Annotated in this window: 27 protein-coding genes; 15 read left to right on the forward strand and 12 right to left on the reverse strand. The window is 67.8% G+C overall.

Translation table 11 applies throughout. The annotated features are described in order from the left end of the window. Window positions 1-114: 114 nt before the first annotated feature. Genes Hhyl2_RS03195 through Hhyl2_RS03215 form a run of 5 tightly spaced genes read right to left on the reverse strand, consistent with a single transcriptional unit; the run spans window position 115 to window position 4369 of the window. A complete protein-coding gene (locus Hhyl2_RS03195) occupies window positions 115-987 on the reverse strand; it encodes an aminotransferase class IV (protein WP_483549283.1) in 873 nt (290 codons plus the stop codon). Beyond that, on the reverse strand, window positions 972-1598 hold the full coding sequence (locus Hhyl2_RS03200; RefSeq protein WP_483549284.1) for an anthranilate synthase component II: 627 nt from the start codon (window positions 1596-1598) through the stop codon (window positions 972-974). Before Hhyl2_RS03200 ends, Hhyl2_RS03195 begins: the two co-directional genes overlap by 16 nt. After that, a complete protein-coding gene (gene pabB / locus Hhyl2_RS03205; protein WP_483549285.1) occupies window positions 1595-3067 on the reverse strand; it encodes an aminodeoxychorismate synthase, component I in 1473 nt (490 codons plus the stop codon). Before pabB ends, Hhyl2_RS03200 begins: the two co-directional genes overlap by 4 nt. Window positions 3068-3111: 44 nt before the next feature. Continuing rightward, window positions 3112-3522 carry a helix-hairpin-helix domain-containing protein gene (locus tag Hhyl2_RS03210; protein WP_483549286.1) on the reverse strand — a complete coding sequence of 137 codons (411 nt, stop codon included), beginning with the start codon at window positions 3520-3522 and terminating at the stop codon, window positions 3112-3114. 40 nt (window positions 3523-3562) lie between these two features. Further along, entirely contained in the window at window positions 3563-4369 is an 807-nt protein-coding gene (locus Hhyl2_RS03215; protein ID WP_483549287.1) for a shikimate dehydrogenase, read from the reverse strand. A gap of 121 nt (window positions 4370-4490) precedes the next feature. Between Hhyl2_RS03215 and Hhyl2_RS03220 the strand changes: the two genes are divergently transcribed. From Hhyl2_RS03220 to Hhyl2_RS03245, 6 genes are all read left to right on the forward strand, one after another. After that, window positions 4491-5849 carry a sodium:calcium antiporter gene (locus Hhyl2_RS03220; RefSeq protein WP_483550545.1) on the forward strand — a complete coding sequence of 453 codons (1359 nt, stop codon included), beginning with the start codon at window positions 4491-4493 and terminating at the stop codon, window positions 5847-5849. Further along, on the forward strand, window positions 5849-7201 hold the full coding sequence (locus Hhyl2_RS03225) for a D-aminoacyl-tRNA deacylase (protein WP_483549288.1): 1353 nt from the start codon (window positions 5849-5851) through the stop codon (window positions 7199-7201). Before Hhyl2_RS03220 ends, Hhyl2_RS03225 begins: the two co-directional genes overlap by 1 nt. A 92-nt stretch (window positions 7202-7293) precedes the next feature. After that, window positions 7294-8451: a cell division protein FtsZ gene (ftsZ, locus tag Hhyl2_RS03230; protein WP_483549289.1), complete on the forward strand. Its 1158-nt coding sequence runs from the start codon at window positions 7294-7296 to the stop codon at window positions 8449-8451. A 68-nt stretch (window positions 8452-8519) separates the two neighbouring features. Then, window positions 8520-8699, forward strand: coding sequence for a protein translocase SEC61 complex subunit gamma (locus Hhyl2_RS03235; protein ID WP_483549290.1), 180 nt, complete (start codon window positions 8520-8522; stop codon window positions 8697-8699). A gap of 3 nt (window positions 8700-8702) precedes the next feature. Then, window positions 8703-9140, forward strand: coding sequence for a transcription elongation factor Spt5 (locus Hhyl2_RS03240; RefSeq protein WP_276220680.1), 438 nt, complete (start codon window positions 8703-8705; stop codon window positions 9138-9140). Between the two features lie 395 nt (window positions 9141-9535). Then, window positions 9536-10204, forward strand: coding sequence for a DUF4166 domain-containing protein (locus Hhyl2_RS03245; RefSeq protein ID WP_483549291.1), 669 nt, complete (start codon window positions 9536-9538; stop codon window positions 10202-10204). A gap of 4 nt (window positions 10205-10208) precedes the next feature. On the opposite strand, the gene Hhyl2_RS03250 is transcribed toward Hhyl2_RS03245, so the two are convergent. Continuing rightward, window positions 10209-10514 (reverse strand): DUF7565 family protein, encoded by a 306-nt coding sequence (locus Hhyl2_RS03250; protein WP_483549292.1) that lies wholly within the window; start codon window positions 10512-10514, stop codon window positions 10209-10211. Window positions 10515-10590: 76 nt separating this feature from the next. Here Hhyl2_RS03250 and Hhyl2_RS03255 point away from each other — a divergent pair, with 76 nt between their 5' ends. Beyond that, a complete protein-coding gene (locus tag Hhyl2_RS03255) occupies window positions 10591-11391 on the forward strand; it encodes a PHP-associated domain-containing protein (RefSeq protein WP_483549293.1) in 801 nt (266 codons plus the stop codon). A 47-nt stretch (window positions 11392-11438) separates the two neighbouring features. Here Hhyl2_RS03255 and Hhyl2_RS03260 read toward each other — a convergent pair whose 3' ends face one another. Together Hhyl2_RS03260 and Hhyl2_RS03265 are read right to left on the reverse strand one after the other, a co-directional pair. Then, window positions 11439-11945: a metal-dependent hydrolase gene (locus Hhyl2_RS03260; protein ID WP_483549294.1), complete on the reverse strand. Its 507-nt coding sequence runs from the start codon at window positions 11943-11945 to the stop codon at window positions 11439-11441. Between the two features lie 35 nt (window positions 11946-11980). After that, window positions 11981-12496: a CinA family protein gene (locus Hhyl2_RS03265; RefSeq protein ID WP_483549295.1), complete on the reverse strand. Its 516-nt coding sequence runs from the start codon at window positions 12494-12496 to the stop codon at window positions 11981-11983. 106 nt (window positions 12497-12602) lie between these two features. Between Hhyl2_RS03265 and Hhyl2_RS03270 the strand changes: the two genes are divergently transcribed. From Hhyl2_RS03270 to Hhyl2_RS03280, 3 genes are read left to right on the forward strand one after another with little or no spacing between them, the layout of a single operon-like run. Next, window positions 12603-12746, forward strand: coding sequence for a hypothetical protein (locus tag Hhyl2_RS03270; protein ID WP_483549296.1), 144 nt, complete (start codon window positions 12603-12605; stop codon window positions 12744-12746). A 57-nt stretch (window positions 12747-12803) separates the two neighbouring features. Then, on the forward strand, window positions 12804-13922 hold the full coding sequence (locus tag Hhyl2_RS03275; RefSeq protein ID WP_483549297.1) for a pyridoxal phosphate-dependent aminotransferase: 1119 nt from the start codon (window positions 12804-12806) through the stop codon (window positions 13920-13922). Between the two features lie 51 nt (window positions 13923-13973). Next, window positions 13974-15389, forward strand: coding sequence for a geranylgeranyl reductase family protein (locus tag Hhyl2_RS03280; RefSeq protein ID WP_483549298.1), 1416 nt, complete (start codon window positions 13974-13976; stop codon window positions 15387-15389). A gap of 9 nt (window positions 15390-15398) precedes the next feature. On the opposite strand, the gene Hhyl2_RS03285 is transcribed toward Hhyl2_RS03280, so the two are convergent. Continuing rightward, the gene (locus tag Hhyl2_RS03285) at window positions 15399-16679 is read right to left on the reverse strand and encodes an amidohydrolase (RefSeq protein WP_483549299.1); all 1281 of its coding nucleotides are present in this window, start codon (window positions 16677-16679) and stop codon (window positions 15399-15401) included. A 30-nt stretch (window positions 16680-16709) separates the two neighbouring features. Next, window positions 16710-17036 carry a 30S ribosomal protein S10 gene (locus tag Hhyl2_RS03290; RefSeq protein ID WP_483549300.1) on the reverse strand — a complete coding sequence of 109 codons (327 nt, stop codon included), beginning with the start codon at window positions 17034-17036 and terminating at the stop codon, window positions 16710-16712. 169 nt (window positions 17037-17205) lie between these two features. Between Hhyl2_RS03290 and Hhyl2_RS03295 the strand changes: the two genes are divergently transcribed. After that, complete coding sequence (locus Hhyl2_RS03295) at window positions 17206-17631, forward strand: bis(5'-nucleosyl)-tetraphosphatase (RefSeq protein ID WP_483549302.1); 426 nt, start codon at window positions 17206-17208, stop codon at window positions 17629-17631. 54 nt (window positions 17632-17685) lie between these two features. Here the strand turns inward: Hhyl2_RS03295 and Hhyl2_RS03300 are convergent, their stop codons facing one another. Further along, window positions 17686-18117 (reverse strand): RDD family protein, encoded by a 432-nt coding sequence (locus Hhyl2_RS03300; protein WP_483549303.1) that lies wholly within the window; start codon window positions 18115-18117, stop codon window positions 17686-17688. A gap of 135 nt (window positions 18118-18252) precedes the next feature. Here Hhyl2_RS03300 and Hhyl2_RS03305 point away from each other — a divergent pair, with 135 nt between their 5' ends. Then, complete coding sequence (locus Hhyl2_RS03305; RefSeq protein WP_483549304.1) at window positions 18253-19299, forward strand: DUF5787 family protein; 1047 nt, start codon at window positions 18253-18255, stop codon at window positions 19297-19299. Between the two features lie 31 nt (window positions 19300-19330). Here Hhyl2_RS03305 and Hhyl2_RS03310 read toward each other — a convergent pair whose 3' ends face one another. After that, window positions 19331-19810 (reverse strand): DUF5797 family protein, encoded by a 480-nt coding sequence (locus tag Hhyl2_RS03310; protein ID WP_483549305.1) that lies wholly within the window; start codon window positions 19808-19810, stop codon window positions 19331-19333. A gap of 98 nt (window positions 19811-19908) precedes the next feature. Here Hhyl2_RS03310 and Hhyl2_RS03315 point away from each other — a divergent pair, with 98 nt between their 5' ends. Genes Hhyl2_RS03315 through Hhyl2_RS03325 form a run of 3 tightly spaced genes read left to right on the forward strand, consistent with a single transcriptional unit; the run spans window position 19909 to window position 23280 of the window. Next, window positions 19909-21465, forward strand: a complete 1557-nt coding sequence (locus Hhyl2_RS03315) for a COG1361 family protein (RefSeq protein WP_483549306.1) — start codon at window positions 19909-19911, stop codon at window positions 21463-21465. After that, entirely contained in the window at window positions 21462-22148 is a 687-nt protein-coding gene (locus Hhyl2_RS03320) for an ABC transporter ATP-binding protein (protein ID WP_483549307.1), read from the forward strand. The genes Hhyl2_RS03315 and Hhyl2_RS03320 overlap by 4 nt, the downstream gene beginning before the upstream one ends. Next, on the forward strand, window positions 22141-23280 hold the full coding sequence (locus Hhyl2_RS03325) for an ABC transporter permease (protein ID WP_483549308.1): 1140 nt from the start codon (window positions 22141-22143) through the stop codon (window positions 23278-23280). The genes Hhyl2_RS03320 and Hhyl2_RS03325 overlap by 8 nt, the downstream gene beginning before the upstream one ends. The last annotated feature ends 24 nt before the right edge of the window (window positions 23281-23304 follow it).

Below are 23304 nucleotides of genomic sequence, written 5' to 3' on the forward strand. Positions count from 1 at the left end.
GAGACCGTTTTCAAGGACTCGGTCCGTGCAGAACTGGTCGGTACCCGTCTGCGACCCCCGTGAGGAACAGCGCGCGCCCCGAGTTTGGCAGTCGTCGGGCCGCACCACTCGTTTTCAGTAGTGTTCGGCCTCGATACGCCCGTCGTAGAGTCGCTGGAGGAGTTTGGTCATCGGGCCGGTTCCGACGTCGATGCCGTCGACGGATCCGACCGGGCGGACTTCCCACGTCGAGTTAGTCACGAACGCCTCGTCGGCCTCGCGGACGTCGTCGAGCGTGTACTCCCCCTCCTCGACGGGGAACCCCTCGTCTCGGGCCAGATCGACGACGACCCCGCGGGTCACGCCGGGGAGCAGATCCAGGTCTGCACTGGGGGTCCGGAGCGCGTTGTCCGCGACGAAGAAGAGGTTGCTCGTCGCGCCCTCGACGACCGTCCCGTCGACGTCGCGCATCAGCGCCTCGTCGGCAGGGTCGCCGTCGGCGGCGGCCCGCTGGAGTTCGAGTCGGGCGAGGATACCGTTGAGGTAGTTGTGGGTCTTCGTGTCGGCCGGCAGGGATTCGCTGGGAATCCGCCGGGTCCTGACCGTCTGGAGGTCGGCCGGGCCGTCCCAGACGTGGGTACCTTCGCGCCCGCCGCGGGGCAGTTCCGAACAGACGACCACCACCGTCGGATCGACCTCGGGATCCGGCGTGAGTTTCCCGGGCTGGACCCCGCGGGTGACAGAGACCTTGACGTACGCCTCGGTGAGGTTGTTTGCCGCCAGCGTCTCGTCGACGCGTTCTCGGAGGTCGTCGGGGACCGCGTCGCCGAACCCCAGCGTCGCGGCGGTGTGCTGGAGGCGTTCACGGTGGGCGTCCCAGGCGAAGGGCTCGCCGCCGTAGACGCGGAGCGTCTCGAAGCCAGCGTCGCCGTACATGAACCCGCGGTCCCGGACCGAGACCGTCGCCTCGTCGGCCGGCACGAGCGTGCCGTCTACGTGATACTGCATGTGAGACAGAAGTTCTCGATCATCGTCTTCCCGTGGTCTGTCAGGATGCTCTCGGGATGGAACTGGACGCCGATGTGTGGCCGCTCCCGGTGGCGGACTCCCATCACGATACCCGCTTCGTCGTCGGTGTAGGCGGTCTCTTCGAGGATATCCGGCAAGCCATCCCGGTCGACGGCCAGCGAGTGGTACCGGCCGACCGCGAACCCCTCTGGCAGCCCGTCGAAGACGCCGCTGCCGTCGTGGGTGATCGTCGAGGACTTGCCGTGGACGACCGACTCCGCGTGGCCGACGGGTGCGCCGTTGGCCGCACAGAGCGCCTGGTGCCCCAGACAGACCCCCAGCGTCGGATACGAGAGCTCGTCGAAGATGGGCATCGAGACGCCCGCTTGCTGTGGCGTTCCCGGCCCCGGCGAGACGACGATGCCGTCCGGGTCCAGCGCCTCGATACCTTCGACGGTGATGGCGTCGTTGCGCCGGACGATCACGTCGTCTTCGTCGCCGCCCAGGCGGAGCACCACCTCGCCGACGTACTGGACGAGGTTGTAGACGAAGGAGTCGTAGTTGTCCACGACCAGGACGGTCGGCGCCGTGCTCCCGCCAGCGGCACTCATGGCTGGCCCTCCACCGTCAGGTCCGCTCGCGCACCCAGTGCTTCGTCGACGGCCGTCACGAGGGCCCGCCCCTTGTCCAGCGTCTCCTCGTACTCGCGGTCGGGGTCGGAGTCGTGGACGATGCCCGCGCCCACGCGGAGGTGGTACTCCTCGCCGTAGCGAACGAGCGTCCGGATGACGATGTTCAGTGTCGCCCGACCGTCGAAGCCGAACAGGCCGATGGAACCGGTGTAGGGCCCCCGTCGGGTCCCCTCGACCTCGTCGATGATCTCCATCGTCCGGGGTTTGGGTGCGCCGGTGATGGTCCCGCCGGGGAACACCGCGGCGACGGCGTCACGGAGCGAGGCCCGGCGTCGCAGTCGCCCCTCGACGACCGAGACGAGATGCATCACCTCCGAGTAGCGGTCGACCCGGCGGTAGTCGGTCACCTCGACGGAGCCGAACTGGCTCACTTTCCCGAGGTCGTTGCGCTCCAGGTCGACGAGCATCGCGTGTTCGGCGCGCTCTTTCTCGTCGGCCAGCAGGTCCGCTTCGAGGCGGTCGTCTTCCACGTCGGTCGCGCCACGGGGACGAGTCCCGGCGATGGGTTCGGTGACGAGGCGGTCGCCGTCCCGGTGCAGGAGTAGCTCGGGGCTCGCACTGACGAGGTCGACGCCGGGAAACTCAAGCAGCGCCGAGTACGGCGCCGGATTCACCTCGCGGAGCGCGTCGAACGCTTCGACGGGGTGGACAGCGGCCGGAGCCGAGAGCCGCTGGGAGACGTTCGCCTGGAAGGTGTCGCCCTCGCGGATGTACTCCTTGACCGTCCGGACGCGGTCGGCGAACGTCTCGCGGGTGCAGTCGCTCTCGAAGCGTGCCTCGTCCGCCTCGACGGGCGGGTCGCCGACAGCGGGGTCGCCCTCGACGGCCTGTCGGGCCAGTTCCAGCGCGTGTTGCTTGCCGAACTCGTAGGCCACGCCGACATCCTCGTGGTCGTCCAGCCGCGGACAGGCGGTCACCCGGAGTTCGACCGGGCCGTCACCGCGAGGTTCCGCCCAGGCGGCCACTCGGTCGTAGGTCGCCACCTGGAGTCTGGGGAGCGCCCGGTCGGCGACGGCCGACTCTGGCAGCTCCTCCAGTTCGCGGGCGATGTCGTAGGAGAGCCACCCGATCGCGCCACACGGGTAGGGAACGTCACAGGGCCCGCGTGCCAGCGACTCGGCGTCGAGGACGGCCGCCAGCGCGTCGAGGCTCCCGCCCGTCTCCGGGCCGACCTCGTGGAAGTCCGTCGGCGCCGTCGCGAAGTACCCCCAGCCCGATTGCCCGCCGGTCGTCGCCAGGTAGGCGCTCCCGACGTCGTCACGGGCCCGCCGGTAGGCGGCGAAGGGGTCGTCGACGGTAACCTGAACCTCGACCGGGACGCGGGCGTTCGCGGGCGCGTCGCTGGCGACCCGCTCGAACGTCTCGCGGTCGGTTTCGACCGTTCGCATTAGCAGTAGAGAACAGGGGCGCGACTAATTCGCTTGCGGTTCAGTCAGTACTCGTTGGCGCGGTCGATCCAGCCGGCGACGCGGCTCTCGGAGAGGTCAGTCTGGGCGGCGATGTCGGCGGCGTCGGCGACGGCCAGTTCGCCGACGGTCTCGATGCCGACGCTGGAGAGGCGGTCGGCGTAGGCGGGGCCGATACCCTTGATCTCGGTCACGTCGTCGGGAGAGCCAGTCGGCGGCTCTGCGGCGGTCTCGTCGGTGCTCTCGGACTCGGTCGACGCGGGCTCGTCCGCGTCGGTGCTCTCGGCCGCCGTGTCGGTCCCCTTGACGGCGTCTTCGGACTCGGTGGCGGGGTCGCGTTCGACGGTCACGTCGACGTCGCCGGACCCACCGGTACCCGAGGCCGACTCGGCCCCGTCGAGTCCGAGAGCAGATTTCAGTTTCTGGAGCAGACCCATACGGTTCTCTATCACAGCCCGACACTAATCTCTTGCTGGACTACGTCGACGACAACCCCGCGCGTAGCGCCTCGTTCATCGCACTGACGGGTGCGTCCCGGCCGGTCCACAGCTCGAACGCCTCGACACCCTGATACAGTAGCATCCAGGCGCCGTCGACGGTCGTCGCGCCCGCGGCGGCCGCGTCCCTGAGCAGTCGTGTCTCGATGGGCGAGTACACCGCGTCCAGCACCGCGAGGTCGCCGTGGAGCGCGCCGGCCGGCACCGGCGTCGCGTCCTCGTCCATCCCGACGCTCGTGGCGTTGACGAGGACGTCGGCGTCGGCCAGCACCCCTTTCAGATCGTCCAGTCCGTGGCCGCTCGCACCCGGGACGGCCTCGGCCAGCTCGTGAGCGCGGGCCTCGGTCCGGTTGGCGATCCGAACCGTCATTCCCTCGTCCGCCAGCCCGAACGCCACCGCCCGGCCGGCCCCGCCGGCGCCGACGACGACTGCGGTCCCGGAGAGCGACACGTCGTGGTGGTCCAGCGCGCGGACGGCGCCGACGGCGTCCGTGTTGTGGCCGGTCGGCGTCTCCCCGGCGAAGTCGACGGTGTTGACGGCGCCGATCCGCTCGGCCAGCGGCGTCGGCTCGACGGCGTCGAGCACGTCCTGCTTGAACGGGATGGTGACGTTGAGCCCGTCCAGACCGAGCGTGTCGGCCGCCGCCACGGCAGCCGCGCCGTCGTCGGCCGCTGGTTCGAAGGTGACGTACTTCGCGTCGAGCCCGAGCGCGTCGTAGCCCGCCTCGTGCATCGGCGGTGACAGCGAGTGACCCACGGGGTTCCCGATGAGCGCGTACACGTCCATACGTACTCCCCGCGGACCCATCGGTCATGAACGCCACGCTCTCGGCCGGCCGGATTCGCAACCTTTTCACGACGACCTGTGCTGGACTCAGGTAGTGAGCCGTCTCCGTCACCCCCTGGTCATGGTCGCCTTCGCGGTCGCGCTGACAGCCGGCTGGGTCGCCGTCTCGCTGCTGGGCGTCCATCCGGGGACAGTCGCGGAGGTCGCCGTCTCGGGGCTGGCGATCCTCGGCGCCTCGTTCCTGCTGGCCTGGGGGGCCGAGACCGCGGAGAAAGACGTGCCGCGAGCCTTTGCTATCGCCGTCCTCGCCGTGCTGGCGGTCGCTCCCGAGTATGCCGTCGACGCCCTGTTCGCCTGGAACGCGGGGGCCGGTGGGGCGACGGCCGCGAAGTGTGGCGAACTCTCCGCTGCGGCGATCGAGGCCGGCCAGACGGAACTCGCACGGGCCTGCCACGACGCCAACCTGGCGATCGCGAACATGACCGGCGCCAACCGCATCCTGATCGGACTGGGGTGGTCCGGCATCGCGCTCTTTACTGTCTGGCGAGCCACCCAGACCCGCGACCCGGCGGTGATGCACCGCGACGGGTTCCTGAACGACGCTGTCGAACTGGACACCGACCTCGCGACCGAGATCAGCTTCCTCCTGCTGGCGACGGCCTGGGCGTTCCTGGTCCCGTTGGGCGGCGGTATTGGCGGGTTCGATACCCTGTTCCTCGTCGGCCTCTACGTCGCCTACATCGGCCTGGTCCTGAAATCGGATATCGAACAGTCCGACCACACCGTCGGCGTCCCCAAGTACTTCCAGGGGTGGTCGCTGCCGTGGCGCCCCCTCGTCGTCCTCGCGCTGTTTGGCTATTCGGGCGCGATGATCTTCACGGCCGTCGAACCGTTCGCCCACGGGCTCGAACAGATCGGACTCGATCTGGGTATCCCGTCGTTCTTCATGATCCAGTGGATTGCGCCACTGGCCAGCGAGTCGCCGGAGCTCATCGTCGTCGCCGTCCTCGTCAACAAGGCACGGTCGACGGCGGGGTTCAACGCGCTCATCTCCTCGAAACTCAACCAGTGGACGCTGCTGATCGGGACCATCGCCGTTATCTACTCCATCGCGCTCGGTGCCTACGGGACGCTCCCCTTCGACGCCCGCCAGTCCGCAGAGATCTGGATCACGGCCGGTCAGTCGTTCTTCGCGCTGGCGCTGCTCTGTAACTTCACGATCAGCCTCCGGGAGGCGGTGACCCTGTTCGTGCTGTTCATCTCGCAGGTCCTCATCGAGTTCGCCCTGATCCGCGATCTGATCGCGCTACCGATCGGCAGCCACGACCTGCTGCTGGTCTACACGGCCGTCTACGTCGTCCTCGGTCTCGCGTTGTTCGCACTGCGCTGGCAGTCGCTGATGTACCTGTTCGGGCTGGCCGGTGACGCAGTCCGGACGGCTGTCGGGCGTGAACCAGTCCACATGAACAACGCCGACTGATGCTCGCAATCGTCGTCTCCCACGCTGACGAGGCCTCCGAACACATCGGCAAGCACCTGCTGGAGCTGGTCGAGTGGGATCGGACGACCGACGAGAGCCGGGCCGACGCCGACGGCGGCGGGACCGTCTACCGGGCCGACGCTGTGGAACTCCGCGAGTTCGAGGGTCTCCACCTCGACCTGGAACGAGTCGCCGACGTCTTCGACGACCCCGACCTGCTCGTGTTCGCCTCGCGTCACGCCGGCGAGACCGACGAACTGCTGACAGCCCACCACACCGGCAACTTCGGCGCGGCCGAGTTCGGGGGCGCCGACGGCTCGTTCGCCCGGGCCTGCCCGAACGCTCACCGCGAGGTCGTCGAACGGCTCTCCGAGCACGCTCCCGACGACTACGAGGTCGGGATGGAGTGTACGCACCACGGCCCGACCGAGGTCGGCATCCCGTCGATGTTCGTCGAGGTCGGCAGCGCCGAACCACAGTGGCGGGACGCGGACGCGGCCCGTGCCGTCGCCAGGGCGATCCTGGACCTCCGGGACGTGGCTGCCGACGCACCGCGAGAGAACGGCACCCGTCGCCAGCTCCTGGGGGTCGGTGGCGGACACTACGCACCACGGTTCGAGCGGGTGATCCGCGAGACAGACTGGGCGGTCGGCCACGTCGCCGCCGACTGGTGTCTCGACGCGCTCGACGAGTGGGCCGAGACCGACGAGCAACGTCGACGGGTCCTCGAACGGGCGGTCGCGGCGAGCAACGCCGACTTCGCACTGTTCGAGGGCGAGCGACCGGCCGTCGAGGCCGATCTGGACGCGCTCGGTGTTCGGGTCGTCGGCGAGACGTTCGTCCGTGAGACCACCGGCGTGCCGATGGATACCGTCGACGCGCTCGAAGCCGGGCTCTGCCCCGTCGATGCGGGACTCCGGTTCGGCGACCTGGCCAGTGATGTCGACGACTGGACGGTCGTCGATCTCCCGACGGATCTGCTCACCGAGGCTCGCGGCATCGACGCCGAGGTCCTCAGACGGCACGTCGAGGCCAACACGCTCGCGTTCGAGACCGACCAGAACGGCACCGTCGTCACGGGACCCCTGGCCGTCCCGAGCGACTCCGGTCGTGGCCCGCTCGTCGACGCCGTCGCAGACATCTTGGAAACCAAATACGACAGCGTCGCCCGCGAGGGGGACGAACTGGTCGTCCGTGAGACGGCCTTCGACCCTTCGCTGGCGAAGACAGCCGGTATCCCCGAAGGCCCGAAGTTCGGGACGCTCGCGGCAGGGGAGCCAGTGGAGGTCGACGGCGAGGAGATCACGCCGGAGCGGTTCCAGCGCGAGCGTGTACGGCGGTTCGAGCTGTAATGTCCAGCTGAAACGGTGGCCCCGAACTGTCAGCCAGGCGTCCGACGCAGGGGGAAAACATAAGACAGTTCGCTTGTAACGGGGATTTAAATATGGACTCGATTATCGACGACGCCATCGACGAGGCCGAGGACGAGCGATCCTCGTCGGCGTCGGAATCGACGGACGGACAAGCAGGGTCAACCGAGGAAATGTCGACAGCCGGACAGATGACCGACGAGGAGCTCGCGTCGGTCGTCAAGGATCTGGAGACGAAGATCACGGTCGTCGGCTGTGGGGGCGCCGGCGGGAACACGGTCACGCGGATGACGGAGGAGGGCATCCACGGCGCGAAGCTCGTCGCCGCCAACACGGACGCCCAGCACCTCGCCGACGAGGTCGAAGCGGACACGAAGATCCTCATCGGGAAGAAACGCACCGGTGGTCGCGGTGCAGGGTCGGTCCCGAAGATCGGCGAGGAGGCTGCTCAGGAGAACCTCGAGGACATCCAGCAGTCCATCGACGGGTCGGACATGGTGTTCGTCACGGCCGGCCTCGGCGGTGGGACCGGAACCGGCGCCGCGCCGGTCGTCGCACAGGCCGCCCAGGAGTCGGGCGCACTCACCATCGCCATCGTCACCATCCCCTTCACCGCGGAGGGCGAGCGCCGCCGGGCCAACGCGGATGCCGGCCTCGAACGGCTCCGCTCTGTCTCGGACACGGTGATCGTCGTCCCGAACGACCGCTTGCTGGACTACGCACCCAGCATGCCCCTGCAGGACGCGTTCAAGATCTGTGACCGCGTGCTGATGCGCTCGGTCAAGGGGATGACCGAACTCATCACCAAGCCCGGCCTCGTCAACGTCGACTTCGCCGACGTCCGGACCATCATGGAGAACGGCGGCGTCGCCATGATCGGCCTGGGCGAGTCCGATTCGGAGAACAAGGCCCAGGACTCCATCAGATCGGCGTTACGCTCGCCACTGTTAGACGTCGAGTTCGACGGCGCCAACAGCGCGCTCGTCAACGTCGTCGGCGGTCCCGACATGTCCATCGAGGAGGCCGAAGGCGTCGTCGAGGAGATCTACGACCGCATCGACCCCGACGCCCGCATCATCTGGGGCGCCTCGGTCAACAGCGAGTTCGACGGCAAGATGGAGACGATGATCGTCGTCACCGGCGTCGAGAGCCCGCAGATCTACGGCCAGGGCGAGGCCCAGCAGGAACGGGCCTCCCAGCAACTCGGCGAGGATATCGACTACGTGGACTGATCTCCGGAGACGATTTCTACCGGACCGACACCAAAATATAGAAAAGCCACCAGTGGGTACGCCCCGCCATGGACGTTCCGTACGACCTCAACTCTTACATCCGCGTACTCAAACTGGCGAGTACGCCCTCGTGGAACGAGTTCTCGCAGATCGCGAAGATCGCCGGCGCGGGCATCGTGCTGGTGGGGCTGATCGGGTTCCTCATCTTCGCGCTGATGACGTTCGTACCCGGCAGCAAGCCGGTGTAACAGATGGGGATCTACGCAGTCAAGACCACGGCCAGCCAGGAGCGCACCGTGGCCGACATGATCATCAACCGCGAGGAGGAGAGCATCCACGCCGCGCTCGCGCCCGACTCGCTGACGAGCTACGTGATGGTCGAGGCCGACGACGCGTCTGTCTTCGATCGCATCCTCGACGAGATTCCACACGCCAACGGCGTCGTCCAGGGTGAGTCCTCGATGGCGGAGGTCGAGCACTTCCTCTCGCCGAAGCCGGACGTCGAGGGCATCGCCGAGGGCGACATCGTCGAACTCATCGCCGGCCCGTTCAAGGGCGAGAAAGCCCAGGTCCAGCGCATCGACGAGGGCAAGGACCAGGTCACCGTCGAACTGTACGAGGCGACGGTCCCGATTCCGGTCACCGTGCGTGGTGATCAGATTCGGGTGCTGGATAGCGAGGAACGATAGTTCCTCGGACCACGCGAACGGGCGCGGAGCGCCCGTGAGCGGACAGTGAGGAGCGCTGACAGCGCTCCTCAGACAGTTCGAGCGGCGTCGCCGCGAGAACATAGCGAGGAACGGTAGTTCCTCGGACCACGCGAACGGATAGCGAGGAACGGTAAGGTAGCATACCGCGCCGGAGGCGCGGTTCACCGAACGACTCGCTGTGCTCGTCTTTCGAGCCTGCGGTCGCGGTGCTCCCGCAGATCACCGGAAGCGAGGCTGACGGCCTCGCTTCCCGCCTTTTTCCCCACGTTTGTGCGACGAGAGGTAGCTGAGCGGAGCGAAGCTACCCGAGGAGGAAAAAGTGGAGGCGCATTTTCGCCCACACGCTTAATCGGGGCCCGCTCCGACACTGCTGTATGACCGGCGTCTACGAGCGTGCACTGGGCGAGGCGGCGGCCGACCTGCACCCGAAGGTCCGCGAGCGGTACGGCATCGGTTCTGACGGGGACGCCTGCGTCGGCAGCGGGCAGATGGACATCACCCGTGGGGTTCACATGCTCCCGGCGCTGTACGCCATGACCGCAGACGACCTCCTGTTCCCCGAGCACGGGTCGGACGTCCCCTTCACCGTGACGACGGTCGGCTTCCGGACCGCCGGCGGTCACGAGGCGATGACGACCCGTCGGGTCTTCGAGTTCGGTGAGACGACGCGGCGGTTCGACTCGACGACTGTCTGGGACGGAGAGAACGGGCGGTTGCTCGACTTCCTGGGACGGCACGGCCTCGTCGCCTCCGAACTGCACCCGCGCGTCGAGGACGGGGTGCTGGTCGTCGAGGGTGGCCGACAGTGGCTCAGACTCGGGTCGCGATATGTCCCGCTCCCGGGACCGCTGGCGGCCAGCGTCGAGGTCCGGGACGAGTACGATCCGGCCGACGGCCGGTTCCACGTCGACGCCATCGTCGAGAACGGCCTCGCCGGCCGTATCCTGCGCTATCGGGGGACGTTCACGCAGACCTTCGAGGACCGTGAGCGGACGTTTCCGAGCCTGCGTCATAGTCCGCTGACGACGCTGCCGCCGGCGTGACTGGTCAGTACGATCCGTCGCCGCCCTCGAGGCGGTCGATGACCTCGCCCATGTCGGCGGCGGCCTCGATCGCTTCTTTGACGCTCTCGCGGCGGCGGACGTCGCCCGCGGAGGCGTCGTAAGCCCGGACGTACTCCGCGCGCGAGTGCTCGTCGAAGGCGTGTTTGATCGCGAAGTAGCCGTCGGGGACCACCGTGCCACAGACCTGGCAGCTGATCCGTTCGTGGTCCGTCGACTGATGGACGATAAGGTCCTCGACGCTGTCGAACTGTCGATCGTCGCCCTCGATAGCGCACTCCCACCGCGTCATTTGCCGGAGACGACGCGAGCCGGCGATATAAGTATACTGCCGCTACGGAGGGACAGTTCCCCCTGCGGGAGGACGAATGGAAACCCCTAATGTGGCGACGGCAGGAGTACACGCCGTGACGAGTGAGGGGTTCAACGTCGACGTGCACGTCAAAATTCTGGACGAGCGGGTCGTCCAGCGGGCGAAGGCACGGGGGCTCGACGCCATCGTGTACGCGCCACACTTCACCCGGTTACAGGATATCCGTGAGCAAGCGGCCCGGTACTCCGACGACGAACTCGCCGTCATCCCGGCCAGAGAGCTGTTCACCGGGACCTGGCAACACCGCCGACACGTGCTGGCGATCGGGCTCGACGAACCGGTTCCGGACTTCATCACGCTCGACGCCGCGATGGCGGAACTGGACCGCCAGGACGCAGCCGTCCTGATTCCACATCCGACCTTCCTCAACGTCAGTCTCGGCCGCGAGGAGATCGAGCAGTACCGTGACAACATCGATGCCGTCGAGGTCTACAACCCGAAACACCTGCCACACGACAACCGGCGTGCACGGGAGATCGCTCGTGAGACCGGTCTCCAGACGTTCACGTCGTCGTACGCGCACCTCCACGGGACCATCGGCGAGGCCTGGATCTCCTTCGACAGCCCGCGCCGTGACGCGGCCTCGCTCGCGGACGCGTTCAGGAGTGGGGCCCCCCGCCGACTCTTCCACCGGCACGGCGTGAGTCACGTCACCCGGCGAGCACTGGAGTTCGCCCACCTCGGCTTCGAGAACTCCTGGGGCAAGTTCGACCGCCTGATGCTTCAGGGGACCGAGCCGACCCACCCGGACCACGTGGCCTACGAGGGCCGGTTCGACCACTGCAAGGTGTACTAATCGGGGATCGCAGCGCGGTGTTCTACACGGTATCGCGGTGCGGTATCCTAGGCGACCAGCGCTGTGTTCTCGGCCAGCAGTTGCGTGATCTCCGGCGGGAGGTACTGCGGGAGGACGTGGACCAGCGCCGCGACGAGTGCGAGTTCGACGACGGTGATGGCGACGGTGACGTGGCTGGCCCAGTCGCTCGTCGTCGAGACGCCCCAGGGGAACGCGTACTCGCGGTCCGAGAGCGGGTAAAAGAGCGCGATACCCCGTTTCGAGCCCAGGTAGTCCAGCACGTAGTGGGTCAGCACGCCCAGCCACACCCACTGGAGGTTCCCAGCGTGGTAGATCGGGTGGGCGAGAAAGAGCACCAGTACCGGGAGGTTGTGGAGGGTCTTCCGGTGGCGGCCGAAGGCGGTGTCGACATCCGGGAACAGCGCACCCAGGACGATCGGGAGGAACACCTCGGCGATGGTCGCGAACGTGGAGACGTCGCCCGAGGGGTCCAGCACGTAGCCCAGGCCGAGACTCAACAGGACGGCGTTCAGCACGTGGCCGCGTTTGTTCACGGGGAAACCGTCGGACGGGACGCCGATATGTCTTGCTACTGCTGGCGGCCGAGGGCGGCAAGGAGATCCGCGAGGGCCTGGCGAGCGATGCGTTCCTTGACAGTTTGCCGGTCGCCGTCGAACTCGTAGTGCTCGACGGTCACACCAGAATCGCCCGTCTCCCACGGTGCGGCGTGTGCGACGGCGATGTAGACCGTCCCGACAGGTGTCGACGGGGTGCCGCCGCCGGGGCCGGCCACGCCAGTCGTGGCGACGCCCCAGTCGGTTCCGGCCGTGTCACGGACGGCGCGGGCCATCTCCTCGGCGACCGGCGCCGAGACGGCACCGTGTTCGTCGAGCGTCTCGCGGGCGACAGCCAGAATGTCCTGCTTGGCCGCGTACGAGTAGGTGACCACCGAGCGGTCGAAGTAGTCGCTGGACCCGGGGACGTCGGTCACCAGCGACCCTACGAGCCCGCCGGTACAGGACTCGGCGACGGCCAGGGTCTCCTCGCGCTCTCTGAGTCGTTCGCCGACGCGTTCTTCGACCGGTGGAGTCGACGAGTCTGGCATGGACGACGGTAGGTCCGCCCGTAAAATAAACGTTGAGCGGGGCACCGGCTGTCGGAGACACGTCGGGCGGGACAGGGTCTTTCAGTGTGCGACCCCGAACTGTGGTATGACCTACCGCACCACGCTCGGGTGGTCGCTCGTCTCCTCCGGCATCGTGACGCTCCTGCTGGGAATCCTCCCAGGATCGGACCTCCTGTGGGGTGTCCTCTTGCTGTTGGCCGGGGTCGTGACGCTCGTCGTCCGATCCTGACCGACAGCGGTCGTCCCGGAGGGAAAGACAGACGGCATCGGACCGTCGAGGTCGGGTATGGACTACGAGGAACCGCAGTTCTTCCGCGTCATCCAGTACGCCCGCCGGGCCGACCGTGACGTGGTGAACATGGTCTCGGGGAGCCCCGACTGGGACCCGCCCGAGGGAGTCCGTGACGGACTCCGGGACTACGCCGAGGCCGATCCATCACAGTTCCAGTACGGGCCCAGCGAGGGGTTGCGCCGTCTCCGAGAGCGAATCGCCGCCCGGCGAGAGGTCGCGGTCGACCGGGTCATCGTCACGAACGGGACCGGCGAGGCCAACCACCTCGCGATGACCGGCGGCCTCGACCACTTTTCGGGCAACGAAGTGATTCTCACGGATCCTGTCTACCCCTACTACGCGGGCCGTGCGAACTTCCTCGGCGCGGAGACGACCTTCGTCCCCGTCGACGACAGCGGACACCTCCAGCCGGCGGCGGTCCGGGAGGCCGCCAGCGAGGAGACGGCCGTCATCGTCGTCAACACGCCGAACAACCCCACCGGTGCCGTCTACGACGCCGACGCGATGGCCGCCTTCGCCGACATCGCCGAGGAGTACGACGCCCTGCTGGTCGCCGACGAGGTGTACGATCACTTCGACTACGACGGTCGGTTCAGTTCGGGCCTGGAGACGGGGTCGCCGAACGTCGTCGCGACCAACGGCTTCTCGAAGTCGATGGCGATCACGGGGTTCCGGGTCGGCTACGCCGTCTTCCCGCCGGCCGAGGGGCCGACCGGCGACCTGCTGGAGCGGGCCCGGACACGACACATGCTCACGAACATCACGGGCAGCCGTCCCGCCCAGTACGCCGTCGAGCGCGCGCTGGCGACGACCCGACCGGAGTACTACGCCCGGTGTCGGGAACGCCTGGCCGACCGCGTCGATGCTATCTGTGCCGTGCTGGACGAGGTCGGCGCCGACTACAACCGTCCCGAGGGCGGATTCTACGTGATGGCGCGGTTCCCCGACTTCCCGGGAACCTTCGAGAACGTTCACGAACTGATCGACGAGGCCGGCGTAGCTGGGATGCCCGGCGAGGCGTTCGGTGAGGCCAGTGCGGGCCAGATCCGGTTCGCACTCGTGACCCCGCGCGTCGAGACGGCCGCCGAGCGTCTGCGGGACTTCTTCGCCTGACGCTGCCCCCCAGTCGGAACGATTTTGCCCCTCCGGGCAGGACGAGCGTTCATGAGTAGTTACGATGGCAGCACCGCCGGGGGTACCACGACCAAACGGACGGTGTCTGCCGACGTCGTCGTCGTCGGCGCCGGCACGTCCGGTTGTTACGCCGCGGCGACGGCGGCCGAGGCGGGATACGACGTCGTCATCGTCGAGCGCAAGGACGAGCAGGAGGCGGGCCACATCGCCTGCGGCGACGCGCTGAAAGGAGCCAGTGACTTCCCCGAGGCGATTCCGAAGTCACAGCTCGAACCGGCCTTCACGAACACCGGTGTCGACCACGGGCGCTTCGAGATCCCCCAGGAGGACACCGTTCTGGAGATCCCGGTGCCCGGCGAACTGGCCGTCATCGACCGCTGGGAGTACGGCCGCTGTCTCATCGACGGCGCCGAGCAGACCGGTGTCCAGTTCCACTACGACACCGTCGTCCAGGACGTCCTGCAGGACGAGGACGGCCGCGTGACCGGGGTCACCGGTATCCGGAAGGGCGACCCGGTCACCTACGACGCCGAGATCGTCATCGACGGCGCGGGCGCGCTCTCGATCCTCCAGGACAAGACCGACCTGGAGGACGCCACCTTCGACACGAACGTCCAGTACTCGCAGTTCTGTTCGGCCTACCGGGAGATCATCGAGGTCGACGAGCCGGTCGAGTGGGAGGACGCCCTCGTGTTCAAGCCGACCGAGCGCTCGGCGGGCTATCTGTGGTACTTCCCGCGGACGGGCACCGAGATCAACGCCGGCCTGGGGTTCCAGATGAACGAGGAGCCCATGGAACTCGTCGAGAGCCTCAAGCGGGACCTCCAGCGCCGCGAGGAGTTCGACGGCGCCGAAGTGACGGACAAACTCGGCGCCGCCCTGCCGACCCGCCGCCCGTACGACTCGGCGGTCGCACCGGGCTTCATGGCCGTCGGCGACGCCGCGGGCCACGTCAACCCGACGACCGGCGGCGGCATCGCCGGGGCCGCCTACGCCGGCACCTACGCCGCCGAGCAGGCCATCGCGGCCATCGAGGACGGCCGCACCGACGACGAGGATGCCCTCTGGGAGTACAACGTCAACGTGATGGACCACTTCGGGTCCCGCTACGCGGCACTGGACGTCTACAACATCTTCACGACGGCCTACGACATCGACGACCTGATGGCGCTGCTCGCGGCGATGCCGGGCGAGAAACTCGCCGAGGCGCTCTACGGCGGATCGACGAGCATCGGCCTCGGGCTGAAACTGAAGATGGCGGTCAAGAGCGTCGGCCACTGGGGGACCATCTACGATCTCTACCAGACGAAGCAACTGGCCGACCGCCTGCTCGACCACTACGAGGACTACCCCGAGGATCGGGCCGGCTTCGAGCAGTGGCAGCGGGAACGTGATTCCATCATGGACGACATCTACGAGACCACCGGCGCCGAGCCGAAGTACTGACGCCCGGTCTCAATTCGCTTTCTTGCCGAGTCGTTCGATCGCACCCGCGACGGTGTCGATGCCGATGGCGAGTGACCGCTCGTCGACGTCGAAGGTCGGGGTGTGGTGGCCGCCGGGGTGGTCGGTCCCGATGCCGACGAACGTCGCCAGGCCGCCGTGGGACTGCACCCGGTCCATCAGATACGTCGCGTCCTCGCTGCCGCCCAGTTCGGCACTGTGCAGACGGTTCTCGACGCCGGCCACGTCGCCCGCCACCTCGTAGACGACGTCCGCGAGGTCCGCGTCGCTCTCGGCACTGGGGGCCTCGGCGGTCGTCTCCACTTCGACCTCGCACTCGTGCATCGTCGCCGCTGACTCGATGACGGTGTCGGCGCGGTCGCTCATGTACTCCTTGAGGGCGGTCGTCTCGCCGCGGACCTCGCCCTCCATCCGGGCCTGCTCGGCGACGATGTTGGTCGCGGTGCCGCCCTCGACGACGCCGGCGTTGACCCGCGTCGCGCCGTCGCCGTGCCGGCGGATGGCGTGGAGGTTCTGGACGGCCGTCGCCAGCGCCTGGATTGCGTCCCGACCTTTGCCTGGATGGCCGCCGGCGTGTGACGATTCGCCCTCGAAGGTCGCACGGAACTGCCGGACCGCGAGGAACCCCTCGACGCCGGCGACGACCTCGCCGGTCGGATGGTCGAGCCCGATGTGGATCGCCAGCAGGTGGTCGACGTCGTCGAGGTGGCCGCTCTCGGCGATGGCACGTCCGCCGCCGATGACCTCCTCCGCTGGCTGGAAGAACAGCTTGAACGTCCCCTGGAAGTCGCTCGCTGCGACGGCTTCGAGGACGCCGACGCCGATAGTCGCGTGGGCGTCGTGGCCACAGGCGTGCATGTACCCCCCGTTGGTCGAGCGGAAACCGGCCGCTGCCGGAGCGTGGGTGTCAGCTGTCGATTCGGTGATCGGCAACCCGTCGATGTCGACTCGCAGGCCGACCGTCGGCCCCTCGCCGCGTTCGAGGACGGCCATCGCGCCGGTGAAGCCACCGGCCGTCTGTTCGAGGATGTCCGCTCTGGCGCCAGCGGCCCGGGCTCGCTCGTGCCAGTCGTCGAGTTCGTCGGCCTCGGGGACGGCCATCCTGGCGTCGGTGTCGAGGACGGCGGGGCCAACGAGCAGTTCGTCGACGCCGATGCGTTCGAGTTCCTCGACGATACGGCTGGTCGTGTAGAACTCCCGCCAGGCAGGTTCCGGATGGCGATGCAGATCTCGTCGCAGATCGACCAGATGGTCGCGGCTTTGCTGCTCCATGCCGGGGCGAAGTCCTGCAGACTCTTAGCTTCAGCTACCGATCTGCGTGCGCTGTTCGACGCCGGCCTCCACGTGGACACCGCTGGGGAACGACCGCTGGGCGACCGAGCGGGCGAACTCCTCGTAGCCGACGATCTCGATGGTCCGGGTGTATGCCGTGTAGTTCCAGGACTCGAAGCGGCCGCCGTCCGGGCCCAGCGTCTTGGACTGTGGGATCCGCAGGTCCGTCGGTGGCTCCGGGTGTGGCCCCTTCAGTTCGACGCCTTTCCGCTCGGCGCGCGCTTTGATTTCGGCGACAGTGTCGTCGAGCTGTTCTCGGTCCCCGCTGCTGAGTGTGAGTGTCGTGACGAAGGGCATCTCTTGTGTCCTGCTTCACGGCTCGGCGCAAAATACCACGTGGTTTCGCCCCGGGACCGGAACTGTCTGCGGTCCAATGTACCGCCTCCCGGAGGGGTCGATCAAGAACGGTTCGGTACTGCCGCTGTCTCCGGTATTCTCTTAAGTATCGGTCGTGTAAAATTGGGTAATGATAGAGGCCACGAGCGCGGGAGCCATCCTCTTTCGCGACACGCGTGGCCGGCGTGAGTACCTACTGCTCAAGAGTCGGCCAGGTGACTGGGAGTTCCCCAAAGGCGGCGTCGAAGGCGAAGAAGAGCTACAGCAGACTGCGATCCGTGAGGTCAAGGAGGAGGCCGGAATCAGTGACTTCCGACTGCTGGACGGGTTCCGCGAGGACTACGACTACGTCTTCGAGGCGGACGGCAACACCATCCACAAGACCGTCCACCTGTTCATCGCGAAGTCCTACGAGGCGTCGGCCGAACTGTCGAACGAACACCGTGACATGCAGTGGCGTGACTACGAGCAGGCGGTCAACACGGTCACGCAGGACGGCCCCCGCGAGATACTGGAGGAAGCACACGAGTTCCTCGACGAGGAACTCGAGGAGTAGCTGATACGACCACGCTCGCGGTTCAGGGTGTCTCGTCAGCCGTCGCTGAACTGCTCAGGTCTGTTTGACGACTTCAGTGCTGGCTGCGAGGTCGCCGACGCGCTGTCCGTCGGTCAGCAGGATCGTGATGATTCCGACGATGTACAGCGTCGGGAACGCGTCGACGATCCTGAGGACGTTCCGGATGAGCGACTCTTTCCAGCCGATAGAGTGTCCGCCGTCGGTGACAACGACGAGACCGAGTGCCAGCTTCCCGAGCGTGTAGCCGTAGATGGCTTCCATCACGATCCAGTAGCCGAAGGTCAGGACGAGCACGAGCAACTGAACGACGAGGAACACCGCGCCGAACGCTCCCCCGCCCGGCCCCGAATCCATGGGGGCCGCGAAAAAGAGTGCGCCGGACAGTGCTCCAACCACGATGCTGAGTAGTATCGTGTCGATCAGGAAGGCCGCAAACCGGGCGCCGAGGCCCGCTCGTTCTGCCATGTTCCCTCGTGGGTGTTTCTTCATATGCAATTCTATCGGCATCCGGACGGGAAATTAACCTTTCCGTGTCCGCTGCCCGTCTCCGGTATCGAGACACCGCCAACACATTTATCAGCCGCCACAGTAGGCTGGAGTGTGACAGCAGTCGATGGGGAGTCGGAGTTCGCCTTCGAGCTAGCCGTCTGCCAGTGGGCCGAGCGCGACTGGCAGCCCCACAGCGAGGACGACACGGTGCTCGTCGCCCGGCAACTCGGGACGAAGTACCGTCGCTGGGATACCATCGTCGTAGAGTGTGACGCCGACGGCCTCCGCCAGCGAGCGACGTTCGGCGAGACAGCACTGGACAGCGACCTGTTGCACGTCCTCCGGAACGCCCCTGCCGAGTGGACCTACTACCGCGACGCGCTCCCGGAGCCAGGCTACCCCTGGCGGTACGTCCGGGAGTCCATCCACGAGGCCGCCGACCGGGACGCGCTGGAGACGCGCAAGCGGGGCAACCGCATCGAGATCCGCCGCCGAGCGCCCTATCCTGACTGGATCGAGCGGGTGATCGCCATCGAGAACAAGCCGGACCTGACCGCCAGCGCCGCCCGGGACCTGCTGCCGCAACTCCAGCGGGACGTGGCGCTGGGACTGGCCGACGAGGTGTGGGTCGCCACCGAGGCCACCGGCGAACGCGTCGAACCGGTGTTGCTCGCAGACCTCCCCGCTCAGGCGGGCGTACTGACCGTCGATACCGCCACCGGGACTGCCGAGGAAGTGTGGCAGCCCCGGACGTTGGCGACCGACGAGCCAGGGACACGGATCCTCGACCGACCCGACGACGGTGCGAGCGCCGCTCGGTTCGAGTACGTCGGTACCGAGTGGAAACGCGAGAAGCGACGGGCCATCGCCGAGCGGGCCTACGAGCGTGGCTGGCGCGCCTACGCGTCGACGATGCGACCGGATTGCAGACACTTCCAGGTCGAGACGAGCGCCAGCGGCGTCTATCCGTACTGTGGCGCCAAGGGATGCGTCCCGACACAGAGCGAGTGTCGAGGATCGTGTCCGTCCTTCGAACCCGAGCCCCCCGTGTGGCGAGGGAAGGGGTGGCCTATCGACGGTGGGCCGGGCGCGGCGATCAAGCGCCTCCTCGCGGACCGGCGGCGACGACAGAGACCCGGACGGTCGACGGAGCGATAGCGGGGGATCGGCTGTGGCACGGCCTCGCTCCTCAGTTGTCGGCGAGTTCGATCTCCAGATTCTCCCGTTCGACGGCCAGTCGGAACGTCGGGACCGTCTTCTGGATCGTCTCGACGATACCCTTGTCGGCCAGGCTCCGGAGGCCGGACCGGACGTCGTCGACTTCGGGGTCCTCGCCGAGATCCCGGAGTGCGTGGAGGACGGCGACGACACTCTGGCTCTCTTCGTCGGGGCCAGCGATGACGTCCACGATGGCCTGCTGGAGCGGAGTCACCGTGATGGTCTGGACCCGTTCGGAGTCCTCGCCGTCGATGAGGGCTGTCGCCTCCGGCGTCGCACAGATGAGGCTGTCGTCGTTGCGGTAGTAGTACTCCTTGAGTTCCGATTCGAGATACTGGTGGACTTCGCTCCCGCTGTCCATTCCCCACAGCTCCTGGAGTTCGCCGTTCTTCGTCGGCTGGCGCTCGACGATGTCGGCGAGTCGCTCGCGAGCCTCGTCCGAGAGGGTCATTACCTCCGTCTAACGCCAGGGGTGTAACAAGCGTTCTGGAGTGTGCCGGGCGTCGTCGGCGAGGGGTATTTGTCCGCTCGGGCCCTCAGTTCTCGTAGATGCAGGGTTCCCGCGTTCTCCCGGTCGTCCTCGTCGTCTCGCTCGTCGTCGTGTCGCTCCCGCTGTCGGTGGCTCCCGTCGCTGGGGCGGACGCGCGGCTCACGCTGACCGAGACGACGGTGACGCCGGGGACACCGACCGCCGGGGCACCGATCACTGTCGAGACCACGGTTCGACTCTCGGGCGGGAGCGACACGCCACTGACGCTGGACAACGTCAGCGTGGTCGACAGCGAGGGCGACAGGCTCGGCCGGGCGACCGATCTGGGCAGGCTCTCGCCGGGCGAGACGCTCTCCGTCCCGGTGACGTTCACCGTCGACAGGCCCGGTGTCTACGACCTCCGTGTGATCGCTCGGGGGACCGACAGCGACGACGAGGGCGTCCGGACGAGCAGGCCGCTCACCGTCGGCGTCGAGCGCGGTGCGCCGCTCGTGGAGATTCAGAACGCGACGCTGACTGCGGACGTGGACAACGACGTCGAGGCGGTCGTCTCGAACCCGACGACGGGGCCGTTACGGAACATCGAGGTCCGGGCGACCGACCCAGCAACTGGCGAGCAGACGCGTCGGACCATCGCCTCGCTGGCCGCCGGTGCGTCGACGACGCTCGCCTTCGAGGTAAAGCCTCGCGGGGCCGGCGAGCGCGACCTCACGCTGACGACGACCTACACGGACCCGACCGGGGCGGAATCGACCGCGACCCACAGCCGTGCTGTCACCGTCGACCCCCTGACCGACGACGTGGGCGTCCGTGCCCGTCCGACGACGGCTGACGAGACCGACCAGGTCACGACGGGGCTGGCGGGACTCGTCGGCGGCGGCGGGGGCGGTGCGCTCCAACAGCAGTCCGACGACGAAGAGCGTGACCGGGCGCTGGTCGACGTGACGGTGACGAACTTCGGCAACGCGCCCGTCGAGCGGGTCGTCCTGACCGCCCGCTCGGCGGACGGCACCGTCCTGAGCAGCGTCGGTCGATTCACCGTCACGGACCGGCTTCTGCCCGGCGAATCGACCACGGTCCAGACCGACCTGAGCGACGTCCGCGGTGTCGACGGCGTCCGGTTCGTCGCCTCGTACCGCCTCGCGGACCGCACCGCGGAGTCCGTCGCGAATTATGACTACGCCTCCCGGCGTGGCAACGCGACCATCACCGGTGCCGACGTCACCGTCGACGCGGACGGTCGGCTCAGCATCGACGGGAACCTCGCTAACACGGGGACCGGCGAGGTCAGAAGCGCCGTCGTCAGAGTGGTGGCGGACGACCGCGTCAGTCCGGCGTATCCCCAGCGGAACTACTTCGTCGGCACGGTCGCCAGCAGCGAGTTCGCGCCGTTCGAGTTGACGGCCCAGGCGGACGTGGCGAACACCAGCACCGTCACCGTCGCGGTCACGTACACGACCGACGGCGAGCAGGTCAGACAGACGGCGACCCTGCCCGTTCCCGACCCGGAACCCGAAGACGAGGGCAGCGTCTCCGCCGGCGCGGTCGCTGCTGTGGTAGGTGTGCTCGTCCTGGCCGTGGTTCTGTTCGCCGTTCTCCGGCGGCGTCAGCGATGAGTGTGCCCGACTCGACGTCGGTGGTCCCGCTCCGACTCGTCGACGTCACCAAGCGTTACGACAGCGGGCCGACGGCGGTCACGGCGCTCTCGCACGTCGATTTCGCCGTCGAGGCCGGTGAGGTCGTCGCCGTCATGGGGCCCAGTGGCAGCGGCAAGAGCACGATGCTCAACATCATGGGGCTGCTCGACGAACCGACCAGCGGCAGCGTCGAACTCCAGGGCGAACCGACGGCAGGGCTGACACCGGCCCAGCAGACCGACGCCCGCCGCGAGTCGCTTGGCTTCGTCTTCCAGGATTTCCACCTCCTGCCGACCCTGACCGCACTGGAGAACGTCCGCCTGCCGACGGCGTTCCTGCCCGGCGACGCCACCGACCGGGCGCGGGACCTGCTCGAACGGGTGGGGCTGGGCGACCGGATCGACCACACGCCGGACGAACTCTCGGGTGGCCAGAAACAGCGCGTCGCCATCGCACGGGCACTGATCAACGAACCCGCGGTCCTGCTGGCCGACGAACCGACCGGCAACCTGGACCGGGAGACCGGCACCCGAATCCTCGAAGAGGTCAGGGCCATCAGCGACGAGGGCGTCGCCGTGGTCGCCGTGACCCACGACGACCTCGTCACCGACTACGCCGACCGGACGGTGGAACTCGTCGACGGGGTGATCCGCCGTGACTGAGCGCAAGAGCCGCTTTCCGGCGGTGGCGCTGGCCCGCCGGAACCTCTCGCGCCAGCGACTCCGGGCCGCACTGGCCGCGCTCGGTATCGTCATCGGCGTCTTCGCGGTCGTCACGCTGGGGCTGCTGGGCAACGCGCTGAGCGCCGCCGCGACCGAGGAACTTGGCGGGCTGGGCGACCAGGTCATCGTCAGTCCAGCACAGGGCAGCGGCGAGGACGCCCTGGACACGCGCGACCTCGCGGCCATCCAGCGTGCCGCCGACGGCCGCGGGACGGTCATCCCGCTGAAGGCGACTGGGGGGAGCGTCAGCGCCGGCGGGGGCCAGACGGTGGCACAGATCTACGGCACCGATAGCCCACGGGCGCTGTTCGGCAACGGGAGCGACGCCATCCCAGCGACACACCGACAGGGCGCTATCGTCGGCGCGGACCTCGCGCGCGATCTGAACCTCCGGGCGGGGAGTACGATCACCGTCGAGGGCAACGAGTACCGGGTGGTGTCGGTCCTCCCGGAGATCGCCAGTATCTCGCCGCTCCAGCCCGACTCGGCGGTCATCCTGCCACCCGACGAGTTCGTCACGCCGGGGTTCTCACAGGTGGTCGTCAGAGCCGATTCGGCGGCCGACGCTCGCGCGGTGGCGGCGGACGTCGACGAACGGTTGAACGCCCGTCAGGAGCGAGTGAGCGTCTTCTCGCTGACGAGCGTCCTCGACCAGATCACGGAGTTCTTCGAGTTGCTCAACGGCTTCCTGCTGGCCATCGCGGGCGTCTCGCTGGTGGTCGCCGGCGTCAGCATCTTCAACGTGATGCTGATGACCGTCTCCGAGCGCCGTGGCGAGATCGGGGTGTTGCGCGCGGTGGGGATCCACCGGAATCAGGTCCTGCGGGTCCTGCTCGTCGAGGCGACGCTGCTGGGCGTCGTCGGCGGTGCCGTCGGCGCGCTCATCGGCGTCGTCACCGTCGTCGTCACCGCGCTGAACACGGATCTCCCGCTGTGGGCGGTCCTGCTGCCGGGTAACGCCGTGGTCCCGCTCGGTGCGTGGGCGTTCGGTATCGCTATCGCCCTCGTGGGCGGGCTCTACCCAGCCTATCGGGCCGCCTGGGAGCCGCCCGTCGAAGCGTTGCGGAGCTGACCGGTCGGTTTTTTTCCGGGGCAC

Source organism: Haloarcula sp. H-hyl2, assembly GCF_056934385.1.

Excerpts from the sequence above, each read along its gene's own strand:
- Hhyl2_RS03195 (WP_483549283.1), bottom strand. The coding sequence starts at position 987 with ATGCAGTATCACGTAGACGGCACGCTCGTGCCGGCCGACGAGGCGACG.
- Hhyl2_RS03200 (WP_483549284.1), bottom strand. The coding sequence starts at position 1,598 with ATGAGTGCCGCTGGCGGGAGCACGGCGCCGACCGTCCTGGTCGTGGAC.
- pabB (WP_483549285.1), bottom strand. The coding sequence starts at position 3,067 with ATGCGAACGGTCGAAACCGACCGCGAGACGTTCGAGCGGGTCGCCAGC.
- Hhyl2_RS03210 (WP_483549286.1), bottom strand. The coding sequence starts at position 3,522 with ATGGGTCTGCTCCAGAAACTGAAATCTGCTCTCGGACTCGACGGGGCC.
- Hhyl2_RS03215 (WP_483549287.1), bottom strand. The coding sequence starts at position 4,369 with ATGGACGTGTACGCGCTCATCGGGAACCCCGTGGGTCACTCGCTGTCA.
- Hhyl2_RS03220 (WP_483550545.1), top strand. The coding sequence starts at position 4,491 with ATGGTCGCCTTCGCGGTCGCGCTGACAGCCGGCTGGGTCGCCGTCTCG.
- Hhyl2_RS03225 (WP_483549288.1), top strand. The coding sequence starts at position 5,849 with ATGCTCGCAATCGTCGTCTCCCACGCTGACGAGGCCTCCGAACACATC.
- ftsZ (WP_483549289.1), top strand. The coding sequence starts at position 7,294 with ATGGACTCGATTATCGACGACGCCATCGACGAGGCCGAGGACGAGCGA.
- Hhyl2_RS03235 (WP_483549290.1), top strand. The coding sequence starts at position 8,520 with ATGGACGTTCCGTACGACCTCAACTCTTACATCCGCGTACTCAAACTG.
- Hhyl2_RS03240 (WP_276220680.1), top strand. The coding sequence starts at position 8,703 with ATGGGGATCTACGCAGTCAAGACCACGGCCAGCCAGGAGCGCACCGTG.
- Hhyl2_RS03245 (WP_483549291.1), top strand. The coding sequence starts at position 9,536 with ATGACCGGCGTCTACGAGCGTGCACTGGGCGAGGCGGCGGCCGACCTG.
- Hhyl2_RS03250 (WP_483549292.1), bottom strand. The coding sequence starts at position 10,514 with ATGACGCGGTGGGAGTGCGCTATCGAGGGCGACGATCGACAGTTCGAC.
- Hhyl2_RS03255 (WP_483549293.1), top strand. The coding sequence starts at position 10,591 with ATGGAAACCCCTAATGTGGCGACGGCAGGAGTACACGCCGTGACGAGT.
- Hhyl2_RS03265 (WP_483549295.1), bottom strand. The coding sequence starts at position 12,496 with ATGCCAGACTCGTCGACTCCACCGGTCGAAGAACGCGTCGGCGAACGA.
- Hhyl2_RS03270 (WP_483549296.1), top strand. The coding sequence starts at position 12,603 with ATGACCTACCGCACCACGCTCGGGTGGTCGCTCGTCTCCTCCGGCATC.
- Hhyl2_RS03275 (WP_483549297.1), top strand. The coding sequence starts at position 12,804 with ATGGACTACGAGGAACCGCAGTTCTTCCGCGTCATCCAGTACGCCCGC.
- Hhyl2_RS03280 (WP_483549298.1), top strand. The coding sequence starts at position 13,974 with ATGAGTAGTTACGATGGCAGCACCGCCGGGGGTACCACGACCAAACGG.
- Hhyl2_RS03285 (WP_483549299.1), bottom strand. The coding sequence starts at position 16,679 with ATGGAGCAGCAAAGCCGCGACCATCTGGTCGATCTGCGACGAGATCTG.
- Hhyl2_RS03290 (WP_483549300.1), bottom strand. The coding sequence starts at position 17,036 with ATGCCCTTCGTCACGACACTCACACTCAGCAGCGGGGACCGAGAACAG.
- Hhyl2_RS03295 (WP_483549302.1), top strand. The coding sequence starts at position 17,206 with ATGATAGAGGCCACGAGCGCGGGAGCCATCCTCTTTCGCGACACGCGT.
- Hhyl2_RS03300 (WP_483549303.1), bottom strand. The coding sequence starts at position 18,117 with ATGGCAGAACGAGCGGGCCTCGGCGCCCGGTTTGCGGCCTTCCTGATC.
- Hhyl2_RS03310 (WP_483549305.1), bottom strand. The coding sequence starts at position 19,810 with ATGACCCTCTCGGACGAGGCTCGCGAGCGACTCGCCGACATCGTCGAG.
- Hhyl2_RS03315 (WP_483549306.1), top strand. The coding sequence starts at position 19,909 with ATGCAGGGTTCCCGCGTTCTCCCGGTCGTCCTCGTCGTCTCGCTCGTC.
- Hhyl2_RS03320 (WP_483549307.1), top strand. The coding sequence starts at position 21,462 with ATGAGTGTGCCCGACTCGACGTCGGTGGTCCCGCTCCGACTCGTCGAC.